Origin of the sequence: Oceanisphaera submarina (assembly GCF_046521305.1) — a bacterium.
Taxonomy (GTDB): Bacteria; Pseudomonadota; Gammaproteobacteria; order Enterobacterales; family Aeromonadaceae; genus Oceanimonas; species Oceanimonas submarina.
The window spans coordinates 24039-40429 of record NZ_JBKGFN010000001.1; the positions used below are offsets into that span (position 1 = coordinate 24039).

The 16391-nt window shown below is 58.4% G+C and carries 16 protein-coding genes; 10 read left to right on the forward strand and 6 right to left on the reverse strand.

The genetic code is table 11. The features are described 5' to 3' along the window. The first annotated feature begins 1 nt into the window (after position 1). The 6 genes from ACLEIV_RS00130 to ttcA all read left to right on the forward strand — a co-directional run bounded on the left by ACLEIV_RS00130 (position 2) and on the right by ttcA (position 6049). A complete protein-coding gene (locus tag ACLEIV_RS00130) occupies positions 2-2371 on the forward strand; it encodes a heavy metal translocating P-type ATPase (RefSeq protein ID WP_410454644.1) in 2370 nt (789 codons plus the stop codon). Further along, on the forward strand, positions 2368-2607 hold the full coding sequence (gene ccoS / locus ACLEIV_RS00135; RefSeq protein ID WP_410454645.1) for a cbb3-type cytochrome oxidase assembly protein CcoS: 240 nt from the start codon (positions 2368-2370) through the stop codon (positions 2605-2607). Before ACLEIV_RS00130 ends, ccoS begins: the two co-directional genes overlap by 4 nt. After that, positions 2591-3271 carry a sulfite exporter TauE/SafE family protein gene (locus ACLEIV_RS00140; RefSeq protein ID WP_410454646.1) on the forward strand — a complete coding sequence of 227 codons (681 nt, stop codon included), beginning with the start codon at positions 2591-2593 and terminating at the stop codon, positions 3269-3271. The genes ccoS and ACLEIV_RS00140 overlap by 17 nt, the downstream gene beginning before the upstream one ends. A 64-nt stretch (positions 3272-3335) precedes the next feature. Then, a complete protein-coding gene (locus ACLEIV_RS00145) occupies positions 3336-4082 on the forward strand; it encodes an FNR family transcription factor (protein WP_410454647.1) in 747 nt (248 codons plus the stop codon). Positions 4083-4109: 27 nt separating this feature from the next. After that, positions 4110-5021 carry a universal stress protein UspE gene (gene uspE / locus ACLEIV_RS00150; protein WP_410454648.1) on the forward strand — a complete coding sequence of 304 codons (912 nt, stop codon included), beginning with the start codon at positions 4110-4112 and terminating at the stop codon, positions 5019-5021. 71 nt (positions 5022-5092) lie between these two features. Beyond that, on the forward strand, positions 5093-6049 hold the full coding sequence (gene ttcA, locus ACLEIV_RS00155) for a tRNA 2-thiocytidine(32) synthetase TtcA (protein ID WP_410454649.1): 957 nt from the start codon (positions 5093-5095) through the stop codon (positions 6047-6049). 146 nt (positions 6050-6195) lie between these two features. Here ttcA and ACLEIV_RS00160 read toward each other — a convergent pair whose 3' ends face one another. Together ACLEIV_RS00160 and ACLEIV_RS00165 are read right to left on the reverse strand one after the other, a co-directional pair. Next, entirely contained in the window at positions 6196-6795 is a 600-nt protein-coding gene (locus tag ACLEIV_RS00160) for a DUF2987 domain-containing protein (RefSeq protein WP_410454650.1), read from the reverse strand. Then, positions 6792-7577 carry a DUF2189 domain-containing protein gene (locus tag ACLEIV_RS00165; protein WP_410454651.1) on the reverse strand — a complete coding sequence of 262 codons (786 nt, stop codon included), beginning with the start codon at positions 7575-7577 and terminating at the stop codon, positions 6792-6794. The genes ACLEIV_RS00160 and ACLEIV_RS00165 overlap by 4 nt, the downstream gene beginning before the upstream one ends. Before the next feature lie 236 nt (positions 7578-7813). On the opposite strand from ACLEIV_RS00165, the gene potA reads away from it, so the two are divergent. The 4 genes from potA to ACLEIV_RS00185 are packed head-to-tail and all read left to right on the forward strand — an operon-like array spanning position 7814 to position 11680. Continuing rightward, positions 7814-8947: a spermidine/putrescine ABC transporter ATP-binding protein PotA gene (gene potA, locus ACLEIV_RS00170; RefSeq protein WP_410454652.1), complete on the forward strand. Its 1134-nt coding sequence runs from the start codon at positions 7814-7816 to the stop codon at positions 8945-8947. Continuing rightward, positions 8934-9869: a spermidine/putrescine ABC transporter permease PotB gene (gene potB / locus ACLEIV_RS00175; RefSeq protein ID WP_410454653.1), complete on the forward strand. Its 936-nt coding sequence runs from the start codon at positions 8934-8936 to the stop codon at positions 9867-9869. Before potA ends, potB begins: the two co-directional genes overlap by 14 nt. Continuing rightward, the gene (potC, locus tag ACLEIV_RS00180; RefSeq protein WP_410454654.1) at positions 9862-10629 is read left to right on the forward strand and encodes a spermidine/putrescine ABC transporter permease PotC; all 768 of its coding nucleotides are present in this window, start codon (positions 9862-9864) and stop codon (positions 10627-10629) included. Before potB ends, potC begins: the two co-directional genes overlap by 8 nt. Before the next feature lies 1 nt (position 10630). Further along, positions 10631-11680, forward strand: coding sequence for an extracellular solute-binding protein (locus tag ACLEIV_RS00185; protein WP_410454655.1), 1050 nt, complete (start codon positions 10631-10633; stop codon positions 11678-11680). A 72-nt stretch (positions 11681-11752) separates the two neighbouring features. On the opposite strand, the gene cobB is transcribed toward ACLEIV_RS00185, so the two are convergent. The 4 genes from cobB to pheS form a co-directional block, all read right to left on the reverse strand. After that, positions 11753-12469, reverse strand: coding sequence for a Sir2 family NAD+-dependent deacetylase (cobB, locus tag ACLEIV_RS00190; protein ID WP_410454656.1), 717 nt, complete (start codon positions 12467-12469; stop codon positions 11753-11755). 137 nt (positions 12470-12606) lie between these two features. Beyond that, entirely contained in the window at positions 12607-12912 is a 306-nt protein-coding gene (locus ACLEIV_RS00195) for an integration host factor subunit alpha (protein ID WP_410454657.1), read from the reverse strand. A 1-nt stretch (position 12913) separates the two neighbouring features. Further along, positions 12914-15301 (reverse strand): phenylalanine--tRNA ligase subunit beta, encoded by a 2388-nt coding sequence (pheT, locus tag ACLEIV_RS00200; RefSeq protein ID WP_410454658.1) that lies wholly within the window; start codon positions 15299-15301, stop codon positions 12914-12916. 15 nt (positions 15302-15316) lie between these two features. After that, entirely contained in the window at positions 15317-16300 is a 984-nt protein-coding gene (pheS, locus tag ACLEIV_RS00205; protein WP_410454659.1) for a phenylalanine--tRNA ligase subunit alpha, read from the reverse strand. Positions 16301-16391: the final 91 nt, after the last annotated feature.

Below are 16391 nucleotides of genomic sequence, written 5' to 3' on the forward strand. Positions count from 1 at the left end.
CGTGAGCGGCTGTTTTCACTGCGGTGAAGCCATTCCCCCCGGCAGCAGACATCAACTACAGCTGGAGGGCATCAATCGACCCTTTTGTTGTCCCGGCTGCCTGGCGGTGGCCGACACCATCATCGAGTGCGGCCTGGGCAGCTACTATCAACATCGCTCCGCGCCGGCCCCCAGGGCTGACGCGGTTCCCGACGAGCTGAAACAGCTGCAACATTACGATCTGGCCGAAATACAGCAGGACTTCGTCAGCGATAAAGACCACCTCAAGGAGGTACAGCTCTCCATTTCCGGCCTGAGTTGTGCCGCCTGTGCCTGGCTGATCGAGCGCCATCTGTCGCGGGTGCCGGGGGTGTCATTGATTCAGGTCAATACCACCACGGAGCGGGCTCGGCTGCGCTGGCACGGTGAACAGGTGCCCTTGAGCCAGCTGCTGGCGGCCTTTTCCGACATCGGCTATCAGGCTCGGCCCTTTCAGCCCCATCAGCAGGAACAGGCCTACAACCGGGAAGTGAAGTCTTATCTGCTGCGCATGGGCGTGGCAGGCATCGCCAGCATGCAGGTGATGATGGTAGCACTGGCCCTATATGAAGATTTGTTTCCGGGCACCGATGCCGATCTGGTCGAATATTTCCGCTGGATAAGCCTCTGGCTGTCCATCCCTGTGATGACCTACTCAGCCCTGCCCTTCTATCGCAATGCCTGGCGCGGGCTTAAAAACCGGGCGCTGAACATGGACTTGCCGGTATCGCTGGCCATGGTGTTTGCTTTCTTCGCCTCCGTGTATGCCACCGTCACCCGGACCGGTGACGTCTATTACGAATGTGTGTCCATGTTTGCCTTTCTGCTGCTGACCGGCCGTTTTCTCGAAATGCGGGCCAAGCGCCGGGCCTCGGAAACCACCGCCAACCTGACCTTGCTGGTGCCCATGCTGGCCCGGGTTGAAACCGAAGACGGCGAGCAGGAAGTGGCCGCCAAAACCCTGCAATCGGGTCAGACGGTGCTGGTGGCCCCGGGCAGCCAGATCCCGGCCGATGCACACATACTCGACGGCAGCACCAGCGTGGATGAATCGATGCTGACCGGCGAACACCTGCCGGTCAGCCGCCACCCCGGAGACATCGTCTTTGCCGGTACCACCAACGTGGAATCGCCCTTGCGGCTGCGGGTACTGCGCCCTCTGGCCGACGCCCGGGTATCGGAAATTCTGCGCGCCCAGGACGAGGCCCTGGCGGAAAAACCCAGGGTGGCCATTCTGGCCGATCAGTTGTCCCGCTACTTTGTGGCGGCGCTGTTGCTGGTGACCCTGGCTACCTATCTGGTGTGGCTGCAGCTCGATGCCGACAAGGCGTTCTGGGTCATGCTGTCGGTGCTGGTGGCAACCTGCCCCTGTGCCCTGTCGCTGGCGACCCCTACCGCACTGACGGTGGCCACTTCCCGTCTGAGCCGTTCGGGCGTGCTGGTACGCCGGGCTCATGTGCTGGATACCCTGCCCAAGGTCACTCGCATCGTGTTCGACAAAACCGGTACCCTGACCCGGGGCGAGGTGGCCGTGACTGCTGTCACCCCGCTGGCCGAATTGAGTGAGTCGCAGGGGCTGGCCATGGCCGCGGCGCTGGAAGCCCAGTCGGAACACCCCATTGCCCGTGCCTTCCGGCCTTATCGGAACGAACGGTTGCAGGTGTCCGGGCGAGAAAACCGGGTCGGCTGCGGCGTCAGTGGCCAGATTGATGGTACCCGCTGGCATCTGGGCAGCGGTGCCTGGCTGGCACCGGATAATCAGGACGCCGAGCTCTGTGTCTATCTGGCCAATGAGCAAGGTCTTGTCGCACGTTTCGAGCTGACCGATCCGCTACGCGAAGAAGCCGGTGCCTTGATTCGTGACTGCCGGGCTCAGGGGATCGCCACCACCATTCTCACCGGTGACAGCTCCGGTCAGGCCGAACGGGTTGCCGAGCGGTTGGGTGTCGACGGGCTAATCAAGCACGCCAGCCCCGATGACAAGCTGGCCTATTTGCGCCGTTGCGATCAGGCCGGTGACATCTGCCTGATGGTTGGTGACGGCATCAACGATGCGCCTGTGCTGGCCGGGGCTCATGTGTCCTTCGCCATGGCCGGCGGCACCGATATCGCCAAAAACAGTGCCGATGCCATCATGCTGGCCGACGATCTGCGGCATATTCTCACCGCCCGGCATATCTCCGCCCGCTGCCGGCGGGTGATCAAACAGAACTTTAGCTGGGCGCTGGGTTATAACCTGGTGATACTGCCGCTGGCGGCGATGGGCCAGGTTTCCCCCTGGTTTGCGATGATCGGTATGTCGGCCAGCTCCCTGATTGTGATGACCAATTCGCTGAGGCTTTCCCGACTATGAACGACGTCGAAATCTGGTACCTGATGATCCCCATCGCCATGGTGTTTGTTGCCATCGCTATCGCCGTCTTCTTCTGGTCGGTAAAAAGCGACCAGTTCGAAGACCTGGATCGGCATGGCAGCAATATCCTGTTTGATGATGACGAGGTGGCTCATCAACAGGCGCAACGCAACGTTCAACCGGCTCAGAAGCAAGACAGCCACAAGCAGCAGGAACAGCATGACCACTCAGCTTGATGCCTGGGCGGCGCTGCTGATTGGCCTGTTGGGGGCTGGTCACTGCATCGCCATGTGCGGCGGCGTGGCGGCGGCCTTTTCCATGGCCATTCCCACGACCCAGCGCCGCTGGCAGTGGTTGTATCTGCTTAGCTACAACGTCGGTCGTATCCTGAGTTACAGCCTGGCCGGCGCCCTGGTCGGCGGCGTTTTCGCCAGCCTGGCCGACGTCAGCCTGGGCAAGCAGGGTCTGGTGTTTTTACGACTGCTGGCCGGGGTGATGACCATATTGCTCGGACTCTATCTGGCGCGCTGGTGGTTTGTGTTGCTGAAACTGGAGAAGCTGGGCAATGGTCTCTGGCGTCACCTTAAACCGCTGGCCGGTCGTTTTGTGCCGTTCAGACATCCCGTGGCGGCCCTGCCCTTCGGCATGATCTGGGGCTGGTTGCCTTGTGGCCTGGTGTATTCGGCGCTGACCTGGAGTGCGGTGTCGGGTGGTGTGCTGGAAGGCGCCCGGGTGATGGCCCTGTTCGGCATGGGCACCCTGCCGACCCTGCTGGCGCTGGGCGGCCTGGCCGGCCAACTCAGGCATTGGCTCAATCATCCGGGGTTTCGCCAAGGCTCTGGCATCTTGTTGATTTTTTATGGTTTGTTTACGCTTTACCAGGCTTTTTCGCTGCTTTAACACGCTATTAAGCCCCAGGTATCGGTGCTATGATTGTGCTGTGATACCACCACTGTATTGAGCCATGGGAAATCAGATAAAAACAACTAAAACTGCCACGAGCAGTTGTGCAATTCACTGTCAGGATTGCAGTATCAGTCAGTTATGTATCCCGCTCGGGCTCAATTCCGACGAGCTGGACGAGCTGGATAACATCATAGAGCGCAAGAAGCCGATTCAGAAAGGTCAGCAACTGTTCAAGGCCGGTGAAGAGCTAAGGGCGCTTTATGCTATTCGTGCCGGCTCTATCAAGTCTTATACCATTACCGAGCAGGGCGATGAACAGATCACCGCCTTCCATCTGGCCGGTGATCTCATCGGCTTCGACGCCATCAATACCGGCAATCACCCCTCCTTCGCCCAGGCGCTCGAAACCGCCATGGTATGTGAGATCCCCTATGAGGTACTGGACGACTTGTCGGGCAAGCTGCCCCGTCTGCGGCAGCAAATCATGCGGTTGATGAGCCACGAGATCAACGGCGATCAGCAGATGATACTGCTGCTTTCCAAGAAAACCGCCGAAGAACGGCTGGCCTCTTTTCTGTGCGCCCTGTCGAGTCGTTTTTCTCAGCGCGGCTTTTCGGCCCGCGAGTTTCGCCTGACCATGACCCGGGGCGATATCGGCAACTATCTGGGACTGACCGTCGAAACCGTCAGCCGTCTGCTGGGCCGTTTTCAGAAGAACAACCTTATCGAGGTGGACGGTAAATACATTCGTATCGTGGATCTGCCGGAGCTGGCCCAATTGGCTGGAGCACCGACCCCGGCCTGATTATTACTTTCATGAAAGGGACTGTTTATGATCAAGTATCAACATATTCTGGTGGTAATGGATCCGGTGGCAGAAAGCCAGCCGGCCCTGCACCGTGCCGTGTCTGTCGCCGCCCTGCAGGAGCAGGCCGCTATCACCCTGTTTCTACCCATCTACGACTTTTCTTATGAAATGACCTCGATGCTGTCCAGCACCGAACGGGACGAAATGCGTGAAGGGGTGGTCCAGGGGCGGGAAGAGTGGCTGAAAACCCTGCTTACTCCCTATGAGGACAGCAAGATACGCTTTGATATCAAAGTGGTATGGCATAGCCGCCCGTTCGAAGCCATTATTCAGCAGGTACAGGATGGTCAGCATGATCTGGTGGTGAAAAGCACGCACAAGCATGCGCTGATCCAGTCCTTTATCTTTACTCCCACCGACTGGCACCTGCTGCGCAAGTGCACTTGCCCGGTGCTGCTGGTCAAGGAGCGGGACTGGCCCATGGGCGGCAATGTGCTGGCGGCCGTCAACTGCTGCAGTGACGACAGGGGCCAGGAGGCGCTGAATAACAAGGTTATCGCCGAAAGTGCGGAAGTGGCCCGGTTGCTGTCGGCCAGCCTGCACCTGGTGAATGCCTACCCCATTACCCCGACCAACATGGCGCTGGAGCTGCCCGACTTCGACCCTCATGTCTACAATGCCGCGGTGAAGAAGCACCACGAGCGCGCCCTGTATGAATATGCGGTGCGTTTCGATCTGGAATCTCAAGCGTTGCACCTGGAGGAAGGACTGGCAGAAGAAGTGATCCCCCGCTGTGCCGACAACATCAACGCCAGCCTGGTGATCCTGGGATCGGTCGGCCGCACCGGTCTGTCCGCCGCCCTGCTCGGTAATACCGCCGAGCACGTGATCGACAAGCTCAACTGTGATGTACTGGTGTTACGCCCCGACGTCTGATCCCGCCACTGGCGCCTTGCCCTCGGGGCGCCAGTCACTATAATAGCCCCAGTTTTTTTACCGGGGTTACCATGACCGAACAAGCCATTTCTGAACAAGTTAAGTCTGCTGCTCCAGCAGCCAAGCAGGCATACAACTTCAACAAACTGCACAAGCGACTGCGTCGTCATGTGGGCGAAGCCATTGCCGACTTCAACATGATTGAAGACGGCGATCGGGTCATGGTGTGTCTGTCCGGCGGCAAAGACAGTTATGCCATGCTCGATATTCTGCTCAACATGAAAGCCCATGCGCCGATCAATTTCGACATCATAGCGGTGAACCTGGATCAGAAACAGCCGGGCTTTCCCGAGCATGTGCTGCCCGCCTACCTTGACGAGCTGGGCGTTGAATACAGGATAGTGGAAGAAGACACCTATTCCATCGTGATGGACAAGGTGCCGGAAGGCAAAACCACCTGCTCGCTGTGCTCCCGCCTGCGCCGGGGTATTCTGTATCGTACCGCCACCGAGCTGGGCGCAACTAAAATTGCCCTGGGCCACCACAGGGATGACATTCTCGAAACCCTGCTGCTGAACATGTTCTACGGCGGTACCATGAAGTCGATGCCGCCCAAGCTGGTCAGCGACAACGGCAAGCATGTGGTGATCCGTCCGCTGGCTTACTGTAAAGAAAAAGACCTGGTGCGCTTTGCCGAAGCCCGTGAGTTTCCGATTATCCCCTGCAACCTGTGCGGCTCGCAGGAGAATCTGCAACGTCAGGCCATCAAGAACATGCTGCAAGACTGGGACAAACGCTTCCCCGGCCGCATCGAAAGCATGTTCCGCTCGCTGCAGCAAATAGTACCTTCTCACCTGCTGGATCATCAGCAGTTCGACTTCAAGAGCATCAACAGCGACTCGGGTGTGATCGACGGCGGCGATATCGGCTTCGACAAACCGGATGTGGCACCGCGCTTTGTCGATGAGGACGAGGACGATACCGCGCCGGCACCGGGCGAGCGGCTCGACATCATCGAAGTGAAGTAACCATAGAACGAAGTAACAAAAAAGGCGCCGCGGCGCCTTTTTTAATGCTCTCTTTCTATTACTGACGCAGGCGTCAGAGTTTTATCCTGCCTGGTATCGATTATTACCGAGCCAATAGTTCAGACGGTAGATGTTTGTGCTGCAAGTTAAAACCAGGGCGTGATCCGTACTGCCGGCAGTGACAGGGTGTGCTCGCCCTTCAGCTCGGCAGCACTCAGTTCTAATTGCTTCACTCCGTTCAGCCGTTGCCCGGCCTCGGCCGGATGTAGCTTTATCCCCTTCAGTTCCGGTACCAAGTATCTTCCGGGCCAGCCGGCCATCTTCTGCAACAGACGATACATTTCGCCTTCTACCTGGCGTAGTTGCGCCATGGAGACATCGCCGGCGGCCAGGCCGGCCTGGATCTGGATGGAGATGTCACACTGTCCGGCATCGGCTACCTCGAGTTCGACCAGCGCCTTGTCCAGATCCAGCTGTTTATCGTAGGGCAGCACAAACTGGCCGTGGGGCAGCACCCTGACCTCTCCCTTGAGCGAGTCATCTACCCGGATGATGCCAGACTTTATGTGACAGAGCCCCTGCCCGTCGGTGCGGCTCAGATAAAAGCCGAGCTCGGCGTGCTCTACCTTGGCTTTTGCTACCTTGGACATGTATTTGTAAAAGCCGCTGTAGCCCAGGTTGAGCGGCGTAGCCTGGGCCGTGGTGGCAGTCAGGGCCAGCATGGCAATGATGAAAGAGAGCTTCATGCGTCGAAACGATCCTTGGGAGTATTGTTCTTCGGGGTGTTTGGAGGGGGGTTGAAAGCAGGGGCCTGCCGGTCGTCCGGTATACCTTCAACGCCGCAGGCTTCCCGGTAGAGAATACCCTTCACCACTACATACAGGGGAGCAACCCAGACAAGGCCGATGCCGAAGGTCAATATCGCGCCCATGAACAACAGCATCATCATCAGATGAATAGACAGTAGTACCATCCACTGACGGGCAAAGAGTCGCAACGAGGTGAGAATGGCCTGCACCGGGCTCAGTCCCTTTTCCAGGATCAACGGAAAGGTGAACATCAGCGCCACGCTCAGGATCAGCGTCGGCAGCATCGACAACATGGGCGGCAGTCCCAGGCTCTGACCCAGAGGCAGAAACAGGCTGCTGATGATGCCCATGATCATGCTGGCCAGTGCCAGGGGTAACAGATAACGGAAGTAGTCGAAGATCTGATTGGGGCGTATGGGCCTGTCGACGGATCTGTGCACGCCCATCATGTCCAGGCCGCCACTCATGGGCGCCATGATCATGGAAATCAGCAGGCCCAGCAGGCTGAGACTCCATGAGGTTTCTTCGCTTTCACCGCTGACGGTCACCAATAACTGGTTCAACAGCAGCCAGCAGCCGACCACGCCAATGGTGGCCAGCAGTATCGGCATCTTGGCGCCCTGAATACGCTGCCAGGCCTCCTGAAAAACAGCCTTGGGAGTCAGTGTAAAGCCCTGCTCCAGCGATTGTTGCAGCCGGGCAAATCGTGGTTCGTTCATAATTCGGTCTCTTACGTGAAGTGGTGTCATTATAACGGAGGAAGAGGCCTGAGGCAGTAGCGCTAAGCCATTATAAAAACAAGGGAATTAAAAAATGGTCAGACAGTTGTTAAACAGTAAAAGTGTTCGGTTCGGTCATAATTATTCGTTTTAATTCGCTATAGCCCGGATCTAGAATGCGCGCTCTTTTTTTATATCAAAACGCGGCGCGTTTTCATCGATGTGTATAAGGGTACATGGCGGAACACACTATTCCCCTGGTCTCTCTGACTGGTGTCAGTAAAACGTTCGACGGCAAAGCTATCATAGACAACCTGGACTTATCCATTTATGACGGCGAATTCCTCACGCTTCTTGGCCCCTCCGGCTGCGGTAAAACCACGGTGCTGCGCCTGCTTGCCGGGCTGGAACAGGCAGACGGCGGCCGCATAACCCTGGCCGAAGCAGACATTACCCGGGTAGCGGCCGAACATCGGCACGTGAATACCGTTTTTCAGAGTTATGCCCTCTTCCCCCACATGACGCTGTTCGACAACGTGGCCTTTGGTCTGCGCATGCGAAAGCTGCCGATGGCGGATATCCGGCTGCGGGTTCAGGAGGCACTGAAGATGGTGCAGCTGGAGCAGATGGCCGCCCGCTATCCGCATCAGCTGTCCGGTGGCCAGCAACAGCGGGTGGCCATCGCCCGGGCCGTGGTCAACCGCCCCAGGGTGCTGCTGCTCGACGAGTCGCTTAGTGCCCTCGACTATAAATTGCGCAAACAGATGCAGACCGAGCTCAAGCAGCTGCAGCGCCGGCTCGGCATTACCTTCGTGTTCGTGACCCACGATCAGGAAGAAGCCCTGTCCATGTCCGACCGGATTGTGGTAATGCGCGATGGCAAGATAGTGCAGGACGGTACCCCGCGGGAGATCTACGAGTCACCCGCTAACCTGTTCGTGGCTCGCTTTATCGGCGAGATCAACATCCTGGACGGCGAGCTACTGGCGCCGGCCGAGCCGGCCGGTACCTGGCATGCCCGGGTGGAAGGTCGGGCATGCCAGGTACACAGTCGACATCCGTTCAGCGCCGGTGACAAGGTGTGCGTGTTGTTGCGTCCGGAAGACGTGCGTATGACCGTGAGTCGCTCCGAGATCGGCGATACACCAACCATTGATTCGAATAAAAAGGGCGTGCCGGGACGCATTGTTGAGCGGTTGTACAAGGGCGCGACCCTGGAGTCGCGGGTGGAGCTGCAGTCTGGCCGGCAGATCCTGATCTCCGAGTTCTTCGATGAGGACGATCCGGATTTCGATCATCGTCTGGGCCAAGAGGTCAGCCTCAGTTGGGTCGACAGCTGGGAGGTGGTGTTGCCCTATGAACAGCACTGACGGTTTGCGGGAAAAAGGTTCTCCAGGCAAGGCTGCGCAAGCCAGGAGAGGCCGGGCTGCTGGCTTTAAAGCCCATGGTTTCAGGCATGTGGCGGTGTCGCTTATCGTCGGCTGGTTGCTGCTGTTTGTGTTTTTGCCCAACCTGATGATCATTACCACCAGTTTCATGACCCGGGATCACGCCAGCCTGATAAGCCTGGTGTTCAGCCTGGACAGCTACGGCCGCCTGCTCGATCCGCTGTATGTGAAAGTACTCGGGCATTCATTATTGATGGCCGGTATCGCCACCCTGCTGTGTCTGGCTGTGGGCTACCCGTTCGCCTTTATCATCGCCCGGCTGCCGGCCCGTATACGGCCACTGATGCTGTTTCTGGTAATAGTGCCGTTCTGGACCAACTCGCTGATCCGTACCTATGCGCTCAAGGTGGTGCTGGGTACCAAGGGGCTGCTCAATACGGTGTTGCTGAGCCTGGGGCTAATTGAACAGCCGCTGCGCATCATGTTTACCGAGGTGGCGGTGATCATCGGCCTGGTGTATATACTGCTGCCCTTCATGGTGCTGCCTTTGTACTCCGCCATCGACAGGCTCGACGGGCGGCAGCTGGAAGCGGCCCGGGATCTGGGGGCCGGAGCCCTGGCGTGTTTTTTCCGGATCATACTGCCACTGACTCTGCCGGGTATCGTGGCCGGTTGTCTGCTGGTGTTTCTGCCGGCGCTGGGCATGTTTTATATATCGGATCTGCTGGGCGGGGCCAAGAACCTGCTGATTGGCAACATCATCAAGACCCAGTTCCTCAATATCCGGGACTGGCCCTTCGGCTCCGCCACCAGCGTGACCCTGACGGTATTGATGGCGGGAATGATGTATCTGTATTACCGGGCGGCGAAGATGTTGAACAGAAAGGTATCGATCGATGATTAACTGGCTCAAGAGCGGTTTTTTGCTGCTGGTGTTCGCCTACCTGTATATCCCGATAGGCGTGCTGATGGCCAACGCCTTCAACCGCTCTCGCTACGGTATTCGCTGGGACGGCTTTACCCTCGACTGGTTCGTCCGCCTGGCCGACAACGCCAGCCTGATGGAGGCGGCCTGGCATTCGGTGACCGTCGCCCTGGTGTCGGCCAGTGCGGCTGCGTTGATCGGCACCCTGGCGGCGGTGGCCCTGTATCGCTACCGGTTTCGCGGCAAGGGGTTTGTGGGCGGTATGCTGTTTGTGGTGATGATGTCGCCGGATATCGTGATGGCCATTTCGTTGCTGGCGCTGTTTGTGGTGCTGGGGATTTCACTCGGCTTCTGGTCGCTGCTGTTCGCCCACATTACCTTTTGCCTGCCCTTCGTGGTGATCACCGTTTACTCACGGCTCAAGGGATTTGATGTGCGTATGCTGGAAGCGGCAAGGGATCTCGGTGCCGGCGAGGCGGTTGTCTTTTGCAAGATAATACTGCCGCTGGCCGCGCCCGCCATTGCCGCCGGCTGGCTGTTGAGTTTTACCCTGTCGCTGGACGATGTGATCGTCAGCTCTTTTGTCACCGGCCCAAGTTACGAAATTCTGCCGCTGAAAATCTACTCCATGGTCAAGGTGGGCATGTCGCCCGAGGTGAATGCCCTGGCTACCATCATGCTGGCGGTGTCGCTGGTGCTGGTGGCGCTATCTCAACTGTTGTTAAGGAATAAACGCTGATATGAAATTCCGGTTCCGTCCTTTGGCCCTGGTAGTGGCCGCCAGTCTGCCCATGATGGCGCAGGCACAGGATCGTCTGTCTGTCTATGCCTGGGCCGAGTACCTGCCCGAAGATGTACTGCAAGCCTTTACCGAGGAAACCGGCGTCAAGGTGGACTATGCCAGCTTTGACTCCAACGAGGCGCTGTATGCCAAGCTCAAGCTGTTGCAAACCAGCAAGGCGCGCGAAAGTTACGATCTGGTTTTTCCGTCCAGCTACATGCTGAGCAAGATGGCGCGTGAAGGCATGTTGCAGCCGCTCGACGACAGCATGCTGCCCCACTTCAGTCAGCTCGACGACAGCATGCTGAACAAGGACTTCGATCCGGGCAATCGCTACAGCATGCCCTATTCGTTCGGCAGCACCGGCATCGCGGTGAACCGGGACGATCTGGCCGATGCCGAGATCCACTCCTGGCAGGACTTGTGGGACAGCCGGTGGCAAAACCAGCTGATGCTGACCGACGATATTCGCGAAAGTTTTCAGATGGCGCTGCTGACCCTGGGCTATTCCGCCAACAGCCGGGAGCCGGCCGAGATCGAGGCCGCCTACGAAAAGCTGCTGCCACTGCAAGACAATGTGCTGTTGTATAACTCCGACAACCCGCGCATGCCCTATGTGACCGGCGAAACGTCGCTGGGGTTGCTGTGGAGCGATCAGGCCTACAAGACCCAGCAAGATGGCATCGCTCTGGAATACGTGTATCCGGAAGAAGGTGCCATCTTCTGGGTAGACAGCGCCGCTATTCCCGCCGATGCCAAATCGGTGGATGCCGCCCATCAGTTGCTGGACTTTCTGATGCGTCCGGACATCGCCGCGCAGATCATTCAGGAGCTGGGCCTGGCGGTACCGAACAAGGGGGCCAAGTCGCTGCTGCCGGCCGAGGTAGCTGCAAACCCGGTGCTGTTCCCCTCCCCCGAGATAGTCGATAAGGGGCACTTCCAGGATGATCTGGGTGACGACACCCTGGCCATCTACGAAGACTACTGGGTCAGGCTGCGCTCCCGGTAATTGTATCCTTGCCAATAGTGAAAGGCCCGCTGCATGCGGGCTTTTTAATGCATGTACTGGTTCAGCAAGTGGTTATCTGCGGCCGTTGAGCAGCTCGTCAACATAATCGACGACCTTCAGGGTGGCGGGTCCGTAACGGTGTTCGTTGAAATGGTTGTTGACCTGGCTGGGCTCCAGGTTTATCTCGACGGTGTGGGCGTTATGCATCGTCGCTTCGTGCACCAGTCCGGCGGCGGGATAGACGTTGCCGGAAGTCCCGATGGCAATAAACAGGCTGGCCTCGCTCAGGGCCTGATAGATGTGATCCAGCAGCAGCGGCATCTCGCCAAACCATACCACATGGGGCCGAAGCGGCTCGGGAAACTGACAACAATGACACAAATCCGTGGTGTGCAGCAGTCCTGTCCAGTCGATGGTCTGATTGGAGTGCGGGCAACGGGCCTTGAGCAGTTCGCCGTGCATGTGCAGCACATTCTTGCTGCCCGCGCGTTCATGCAGGTCGTCGATATTCTGGGTGATCAGGGTGACCTGCCCCGGCCACTCTGCTTCCAGTCGGGCCAGAGCCCGGTGGGCGGCATTCGGCTCGACAGACTGCAGTAATTCTCTGCGAGCGTTGTAAAAACGCTGCACCAGTTCAGGGTCACGCCGATAGCCCTCGGGAGTCGCCACATCCTCGATATGATGCTCTTCCCACAGGCCGTCACTGGCCCTGAAGGTTCTGATCCCCGACTCGGCCGAGATGCCGGCTCCGGTGAGAATAACGATATTGCCTGTGCGCACAGTCCGCATCCCTTTGCTGAATTTATCCTGAGTCTAGGCTAACAGCATCTACCCCTGCGGCCAATGCGCCCTTAGTCTTAATGAGCGGGGTGAGGCAAAAGCCTGATCAGGTATAAAAAAGCCAGGCTCCGGGCCTGGCTCTGATCTTATTCTGAATCGTCGAGCTGTGGTACGTTTTCTACCCGGGCCTTGAGTTTCTGGCCGGGCCGAAAGGTCACTACCCGCCGGGCCGAGATGGGAATGTCTTCCCCGGTTTTGGGGTTGCGCCCGGGGCGTTCGCCCTTGTTGCGCAACTCGAAATTACCGAAACCGGAAATCTTGACCTGTTCACCCAGCTCCAGGGCGGAACGAATTTCTTCGAAAAACGCCTCCACCATGTCTTTGGCATCACGCTTGGTCATGCCCAGTTCGGTGAACAGATGCTCTGCTATGTCGGCCTTGGTTAACGCCATATCAATCCCTCAAGGAAGCACTAAACTCGTCAGAAAGTGCCGAGACAATACGCGCCACGGTGTCGGCAATTTCTTTTTCTTCCAAAGTCCTGTGGGTATCCTGCAACACCAAGCTGAGCGCCAGGCTCTTCTTGTCGTCGGCAATGCCCTGTCCTTGGTATACATCGAACAAGTTTAATCCAACCAATTGATCTCCGCCAACTTTCCTAGCTAAATCAAGGATATCGCCGGCGGCTACCGACTGATCGACCACCAGTGCCAAATCACGCCGGTTGGCGGGGAAGCGAGACACTTCGGCCGCTTCCGGCACGCGGCGTCCGGTCAGGGCTGCCAGCTCGATTTCAAATACATAAGCCTGAGACTTGAGCCCCAGTTTGCGCAGCAGACTCGGATGCACGGCGCCGAGCAGACCGACCTGCCGTCCCTGTTGCAGCAAGGCTGCCGACTGACCCGGATGCAGGGCGCGGATGTCGGTGCGGGCAAAGGAGAAGCTCAATTCGCTGGCGCTAAGGGCCAGCAGGCTTTCGACATCACCCTTGATGTCGAAGAAGTCCACGCCCTTGCCGGCCATGTCCCAGTGTTCATCGACCACAGGACCCAGCAAGAGGCCGGCCAGAACCGGAGTCTGACGCACGCCGTTTTCGGCGGTGTCGTCCGGCACAAAAGTCAGACCCTGTTCGAACAGGCGAAGCCGTGATTGCTGGCGGTTCTGGTTGTAGACCGCAGCCTGGATCAGGCCCGGCCACAGGGATACCCGCATCACGGACATATCGGCGGCGATGGGGTTGGGCAGCACCATGGTGTCGACGCCCGGAAAAAGCCGCTGCTGCTGGGTGGGGTCCACGAAACTATAGGTAATGGCTTCCTGATATCCCAGATCCACCAGTGCATCTTTCAGCCGGTTCAGGGGCAGCCTGGCTTCCTGATGGCGAGACATGGTCAGGCCGGCCACCGGAGCCACATCGGGAATATTGTTGTAGCCGTAGATGCGGGCCACCTCTTCCACCAGATCTTCTTCGATGGCGATGTCGAAACGGTAACTCGGCACCACTACCTGCCAGCCGTCGGCGGTGGTCGTGACATCCAGGCCCAGACGAGCCAGCGTGTCACTCACCTGCTCTGCAGCGATGTCGATACCAATCAGACGGTTGAGTCTGGCATGGCGCAAGGTCACGGTATTGGCCCGAGGCAGTTCTGATTCGGCCACGGCTTCTATCACGGGGCCGGCTTGGCCGCCGCAGATGTCCAGCAACAGCGCGGTCGCCCGCTCCATCACCTTGTGCTGCAACCGGTAATCGACGCCGCGCTCGAAACGGTGGGAGGAGTCGGTGTGCAGACCGTAGCTGCGCGCCCGGCCGGTAATGGCCAGCGGGCTGAAGAAGGCACATTCCAGCAATACGTCCCGGGTATTTTCGGTCACGCCGGTGGCTTCACCGCCGAAGATACCGGCCATGGCCACGGCCTGCCGCTCGTCGGCAATGACCAGGGTATCGCGGTTCAGGCTGACCTCGGCACCATCGAGCAGGGTCAGTGCTTCGCCCTGTTCCGCCATGCGTACGCTGATGTTGCCGTTCAGGGTCGCCAGATCGAAGGCATGCATCGGCTGTCCCCATTCCAGCAGCACGAAGTTGGTGATATCCACCACCGGATCTATGCTGCGGATGCCGCTGCGGCGCAGTTTTTCCTGCATCCACAATGGCGTGGTGGCTTGCACGTCGATGTTTCTGACGACCCGACCCAGGTAACGCGGGCAAGCCGATGGTGCCTGGAGCGCTATGTTGACCTTGTCGTCTATGCTGGCCGGTACGGCCGGAATCTCGGGCCAGTTCACATCCTTCTGGTTCAGCACACCTACTTCCCGGGCCAGGCCGACCATACTCAGGCAGTCGGCGCGGTTCGGGGTCAGATCCACTTCGATGGCGACATCGTTCAGGGCCAGGTACTCGCGCACCGGGGTGCCGACGGGGGCATCGGCGGGCAGTTCCACGATGCCGCTGGAGTCCAGCTCTATGCCCAGTTCGCCGTAGGAGCACAGCATGCCGTGGGACGGCTGGCCGCGCAGCTTGGCTTTCTTGATCTTGAAATCGCCGGGCAGCACGGCGCCGACCACGGCCACCGCGACCTTCAGGCCCTGGCGACAGTTGGGCGCGCCACAGACGATGTCCAGCAGCTCGTCGCCGCCGACATTGACTTTGGTGATGCGTAGCTTGTCCGCGTCCGGGTGCTGGCCACATTCGACCACCTCACCCACTATTACCTGACTGAAGTCGCCGGCGACCGGCTCTATGCCATCCACTTCCAGTCCGGCCATGGTGATTTGCTCGGCAAGAGCCTCGGCGCTAAGGCCGGTGTTGACCCATTCATCCAGCCATGATTTTGAAAATTTCATTATTGCTCCTGCCGCTTACCGGAATTGCTTGAGAAAACGCAGATCATTTTCGAAGAAGGCGCGCAAGTCGTTCACGCCATAACGCAGCATGGTGAGACGCTCAACCCCCATGCCGAAAGCGAAACCGCTGTAACGCTCGGGATCGATACCGACAGAGCGCAGCACATTGGGGTGTACCATGCCGCAGCCCAGCACTTCCAGCCATTTGCCGTTCTTGCCCATCACATCCACTTCGGCACTGGGCTCGGTGAAGGGAAAATAGGAGGGACGGAAGCGGATTTGCAGATCTTCTTCGAAAAAGTTGTTCAAAAAGTCGTGCAGCACCCCTTTCAGCTGGGTAAAACTGACGTTTTCATCGACCAGCAGACCTTCCACCTGATGGAACATGGGGGTGTGGGTCTGATCGTAGTCGTTACGGTAGACTCGGCCCGGTGAAATGATGCGGATCGGCGGCTGTTGCTGTTCCATGGTGCGGATTTGCACGCCGGAGGTCTGGGTGCGCAGCATCAGTTTGGGGTTGAAGTAGAAAGTGTCGTGATCGGCCCGGGCCGGGTGATGCGCCGGAATGTTCAGGGCATCGAAATTATGGAAATCGTCTTCTATTTCCGGGCCTTCGGCCACCTGGAAGCCCAATTCACCGAAAAACGACTCGATGCGCTTGATGGTGCGGCTGACCGGATGCAGACCACCGGCAGACTGACGGCGGCCCGGCAGGCTAATGTCCAGAGTCTCACTGGCCAGTTTCTGGTTCAGCTCGGCCAGCTGCAGCGCTTCGCGCTTGCTGTTGATGGCGTCGCTGACCGCCTGTTTGGCCTTGTTGATTATCTGGCCGGCGGCGGGCCGCTCTTCGGCAGACAGCTTGCCCAGGGCCTTGGACTGCTCGGTAAAGAAGCCTTTTTTGCCCAGATAATGCACCCGGATGTCATCCAGTTCGGCGGCGTTGGCGGCAGCCTGGATCTCCGCCTGTGCTTTGACGATCACGTCTTCCAGCTGATCCATGTATTCCTCGTTACTTGCCCGCTTGATGCAGACACTGAATAATTTGAAAGGTCTTGATAATAAAGGATATGTGTCTTTCCTGCCACCACTG

Coding starts and splice junctions, on each gene's coding strand:
- ccoS (WP_410454645.1), top strand. CDS start 2,368: ATGAACGACGTCGAAATCTGGTACCTGATGATCCCCATCGCCATGGTG.
- ACLEIV_RS00140 (WP_410454646.1), top strand. CDS start 2,591: ATGACCACTCAGCTTGATGCCTGGGCGGCGCTGCTGATTGGCCTGTTG.
- ACLEIV_RS00145 (WP_410454647.1), top strand. CDS start 3,336: ATGGGAAATCAGATAAAAACAACTAAAACTGCCACGAGCAGTTGTGCA.
- uspE (WP_410454648.1), top strand. CDS start 4,110: ATGATCAAGTATCAACATATTCTGGTGGTAATGGATCCGGTGGCAGAA.
- ttcA (WP_410454649.1), top strand. CDS start 5,093: ATGACCGAACAAGCCATTTCTGAACAAGTTAAGTCTGCTGCTCCAGCA.
- ACLEIV_RS00160 (WP_410454650.1), bottom strand. CDS start 6,795: ATGAAGCTCTCTTTCATCATTGCCATGCTGGCCCTGACTGCCACCACG.
- ACLEIV_RS00165 (WP_410454651.1), bottom strand. CDS start 7,577: ATGAACGAACCACGATTTGCCCGGCTGCAACAATCGCTGGAGCAGGGC.
- potA (WP_410454652.1), top strand. CDS start 7,814: ATGGCGGAACACACTATTCCCCTGGTCTCTCTGACTGGTGTCAGTAAA.
- potB (WP_410454653.1), top strand. CDS start 8,934: ATGAACAGCACTGACGGTTTGCGGGAAAAAGGTTCTCCAGGCAAGGCT.
- potC (WP_410454654.1), top strand. CDS start 9,862: ATGATTAACTGGCTCAAGAGCGGTTTTTTGCTGCTGGTGTTCGCCTAC.
- ACLEIV_RS00185 (WP_410454655.1), top strand. CDS start 10,631: ATGAAATTCCGGTTCCGTCCTTTGGCCCTGGTAGTGGCCGCCAGTCTG.
- cobB (WP_410454656.1), bottom strand. CDS start 12,469: ATGCGGACTGTGCGCACAGGCAATATCGTTATTCTCACCGGAGCCGGC.
- ACLEIV_RS00195 (WP_410454657.1), bottom strand. CDS start 12,912: ATGGCGTTAACCAAGGCCGACATAGCAGAGCATCTGTTCACCGAACTG.
- pheT (WP_410454658.1), bottom strand. CDS start 15,301: ATGAAATTTTCAAAATCATGGCTGGATGAATGGGTCAACACCGGCCTT.
- pheS (WP_410454659.1), bottom strand. CDS start 16,300: ATGGATCAGCTGGAAGACGTGATCGTCAAAGCACAGGCGGAGATCCAG.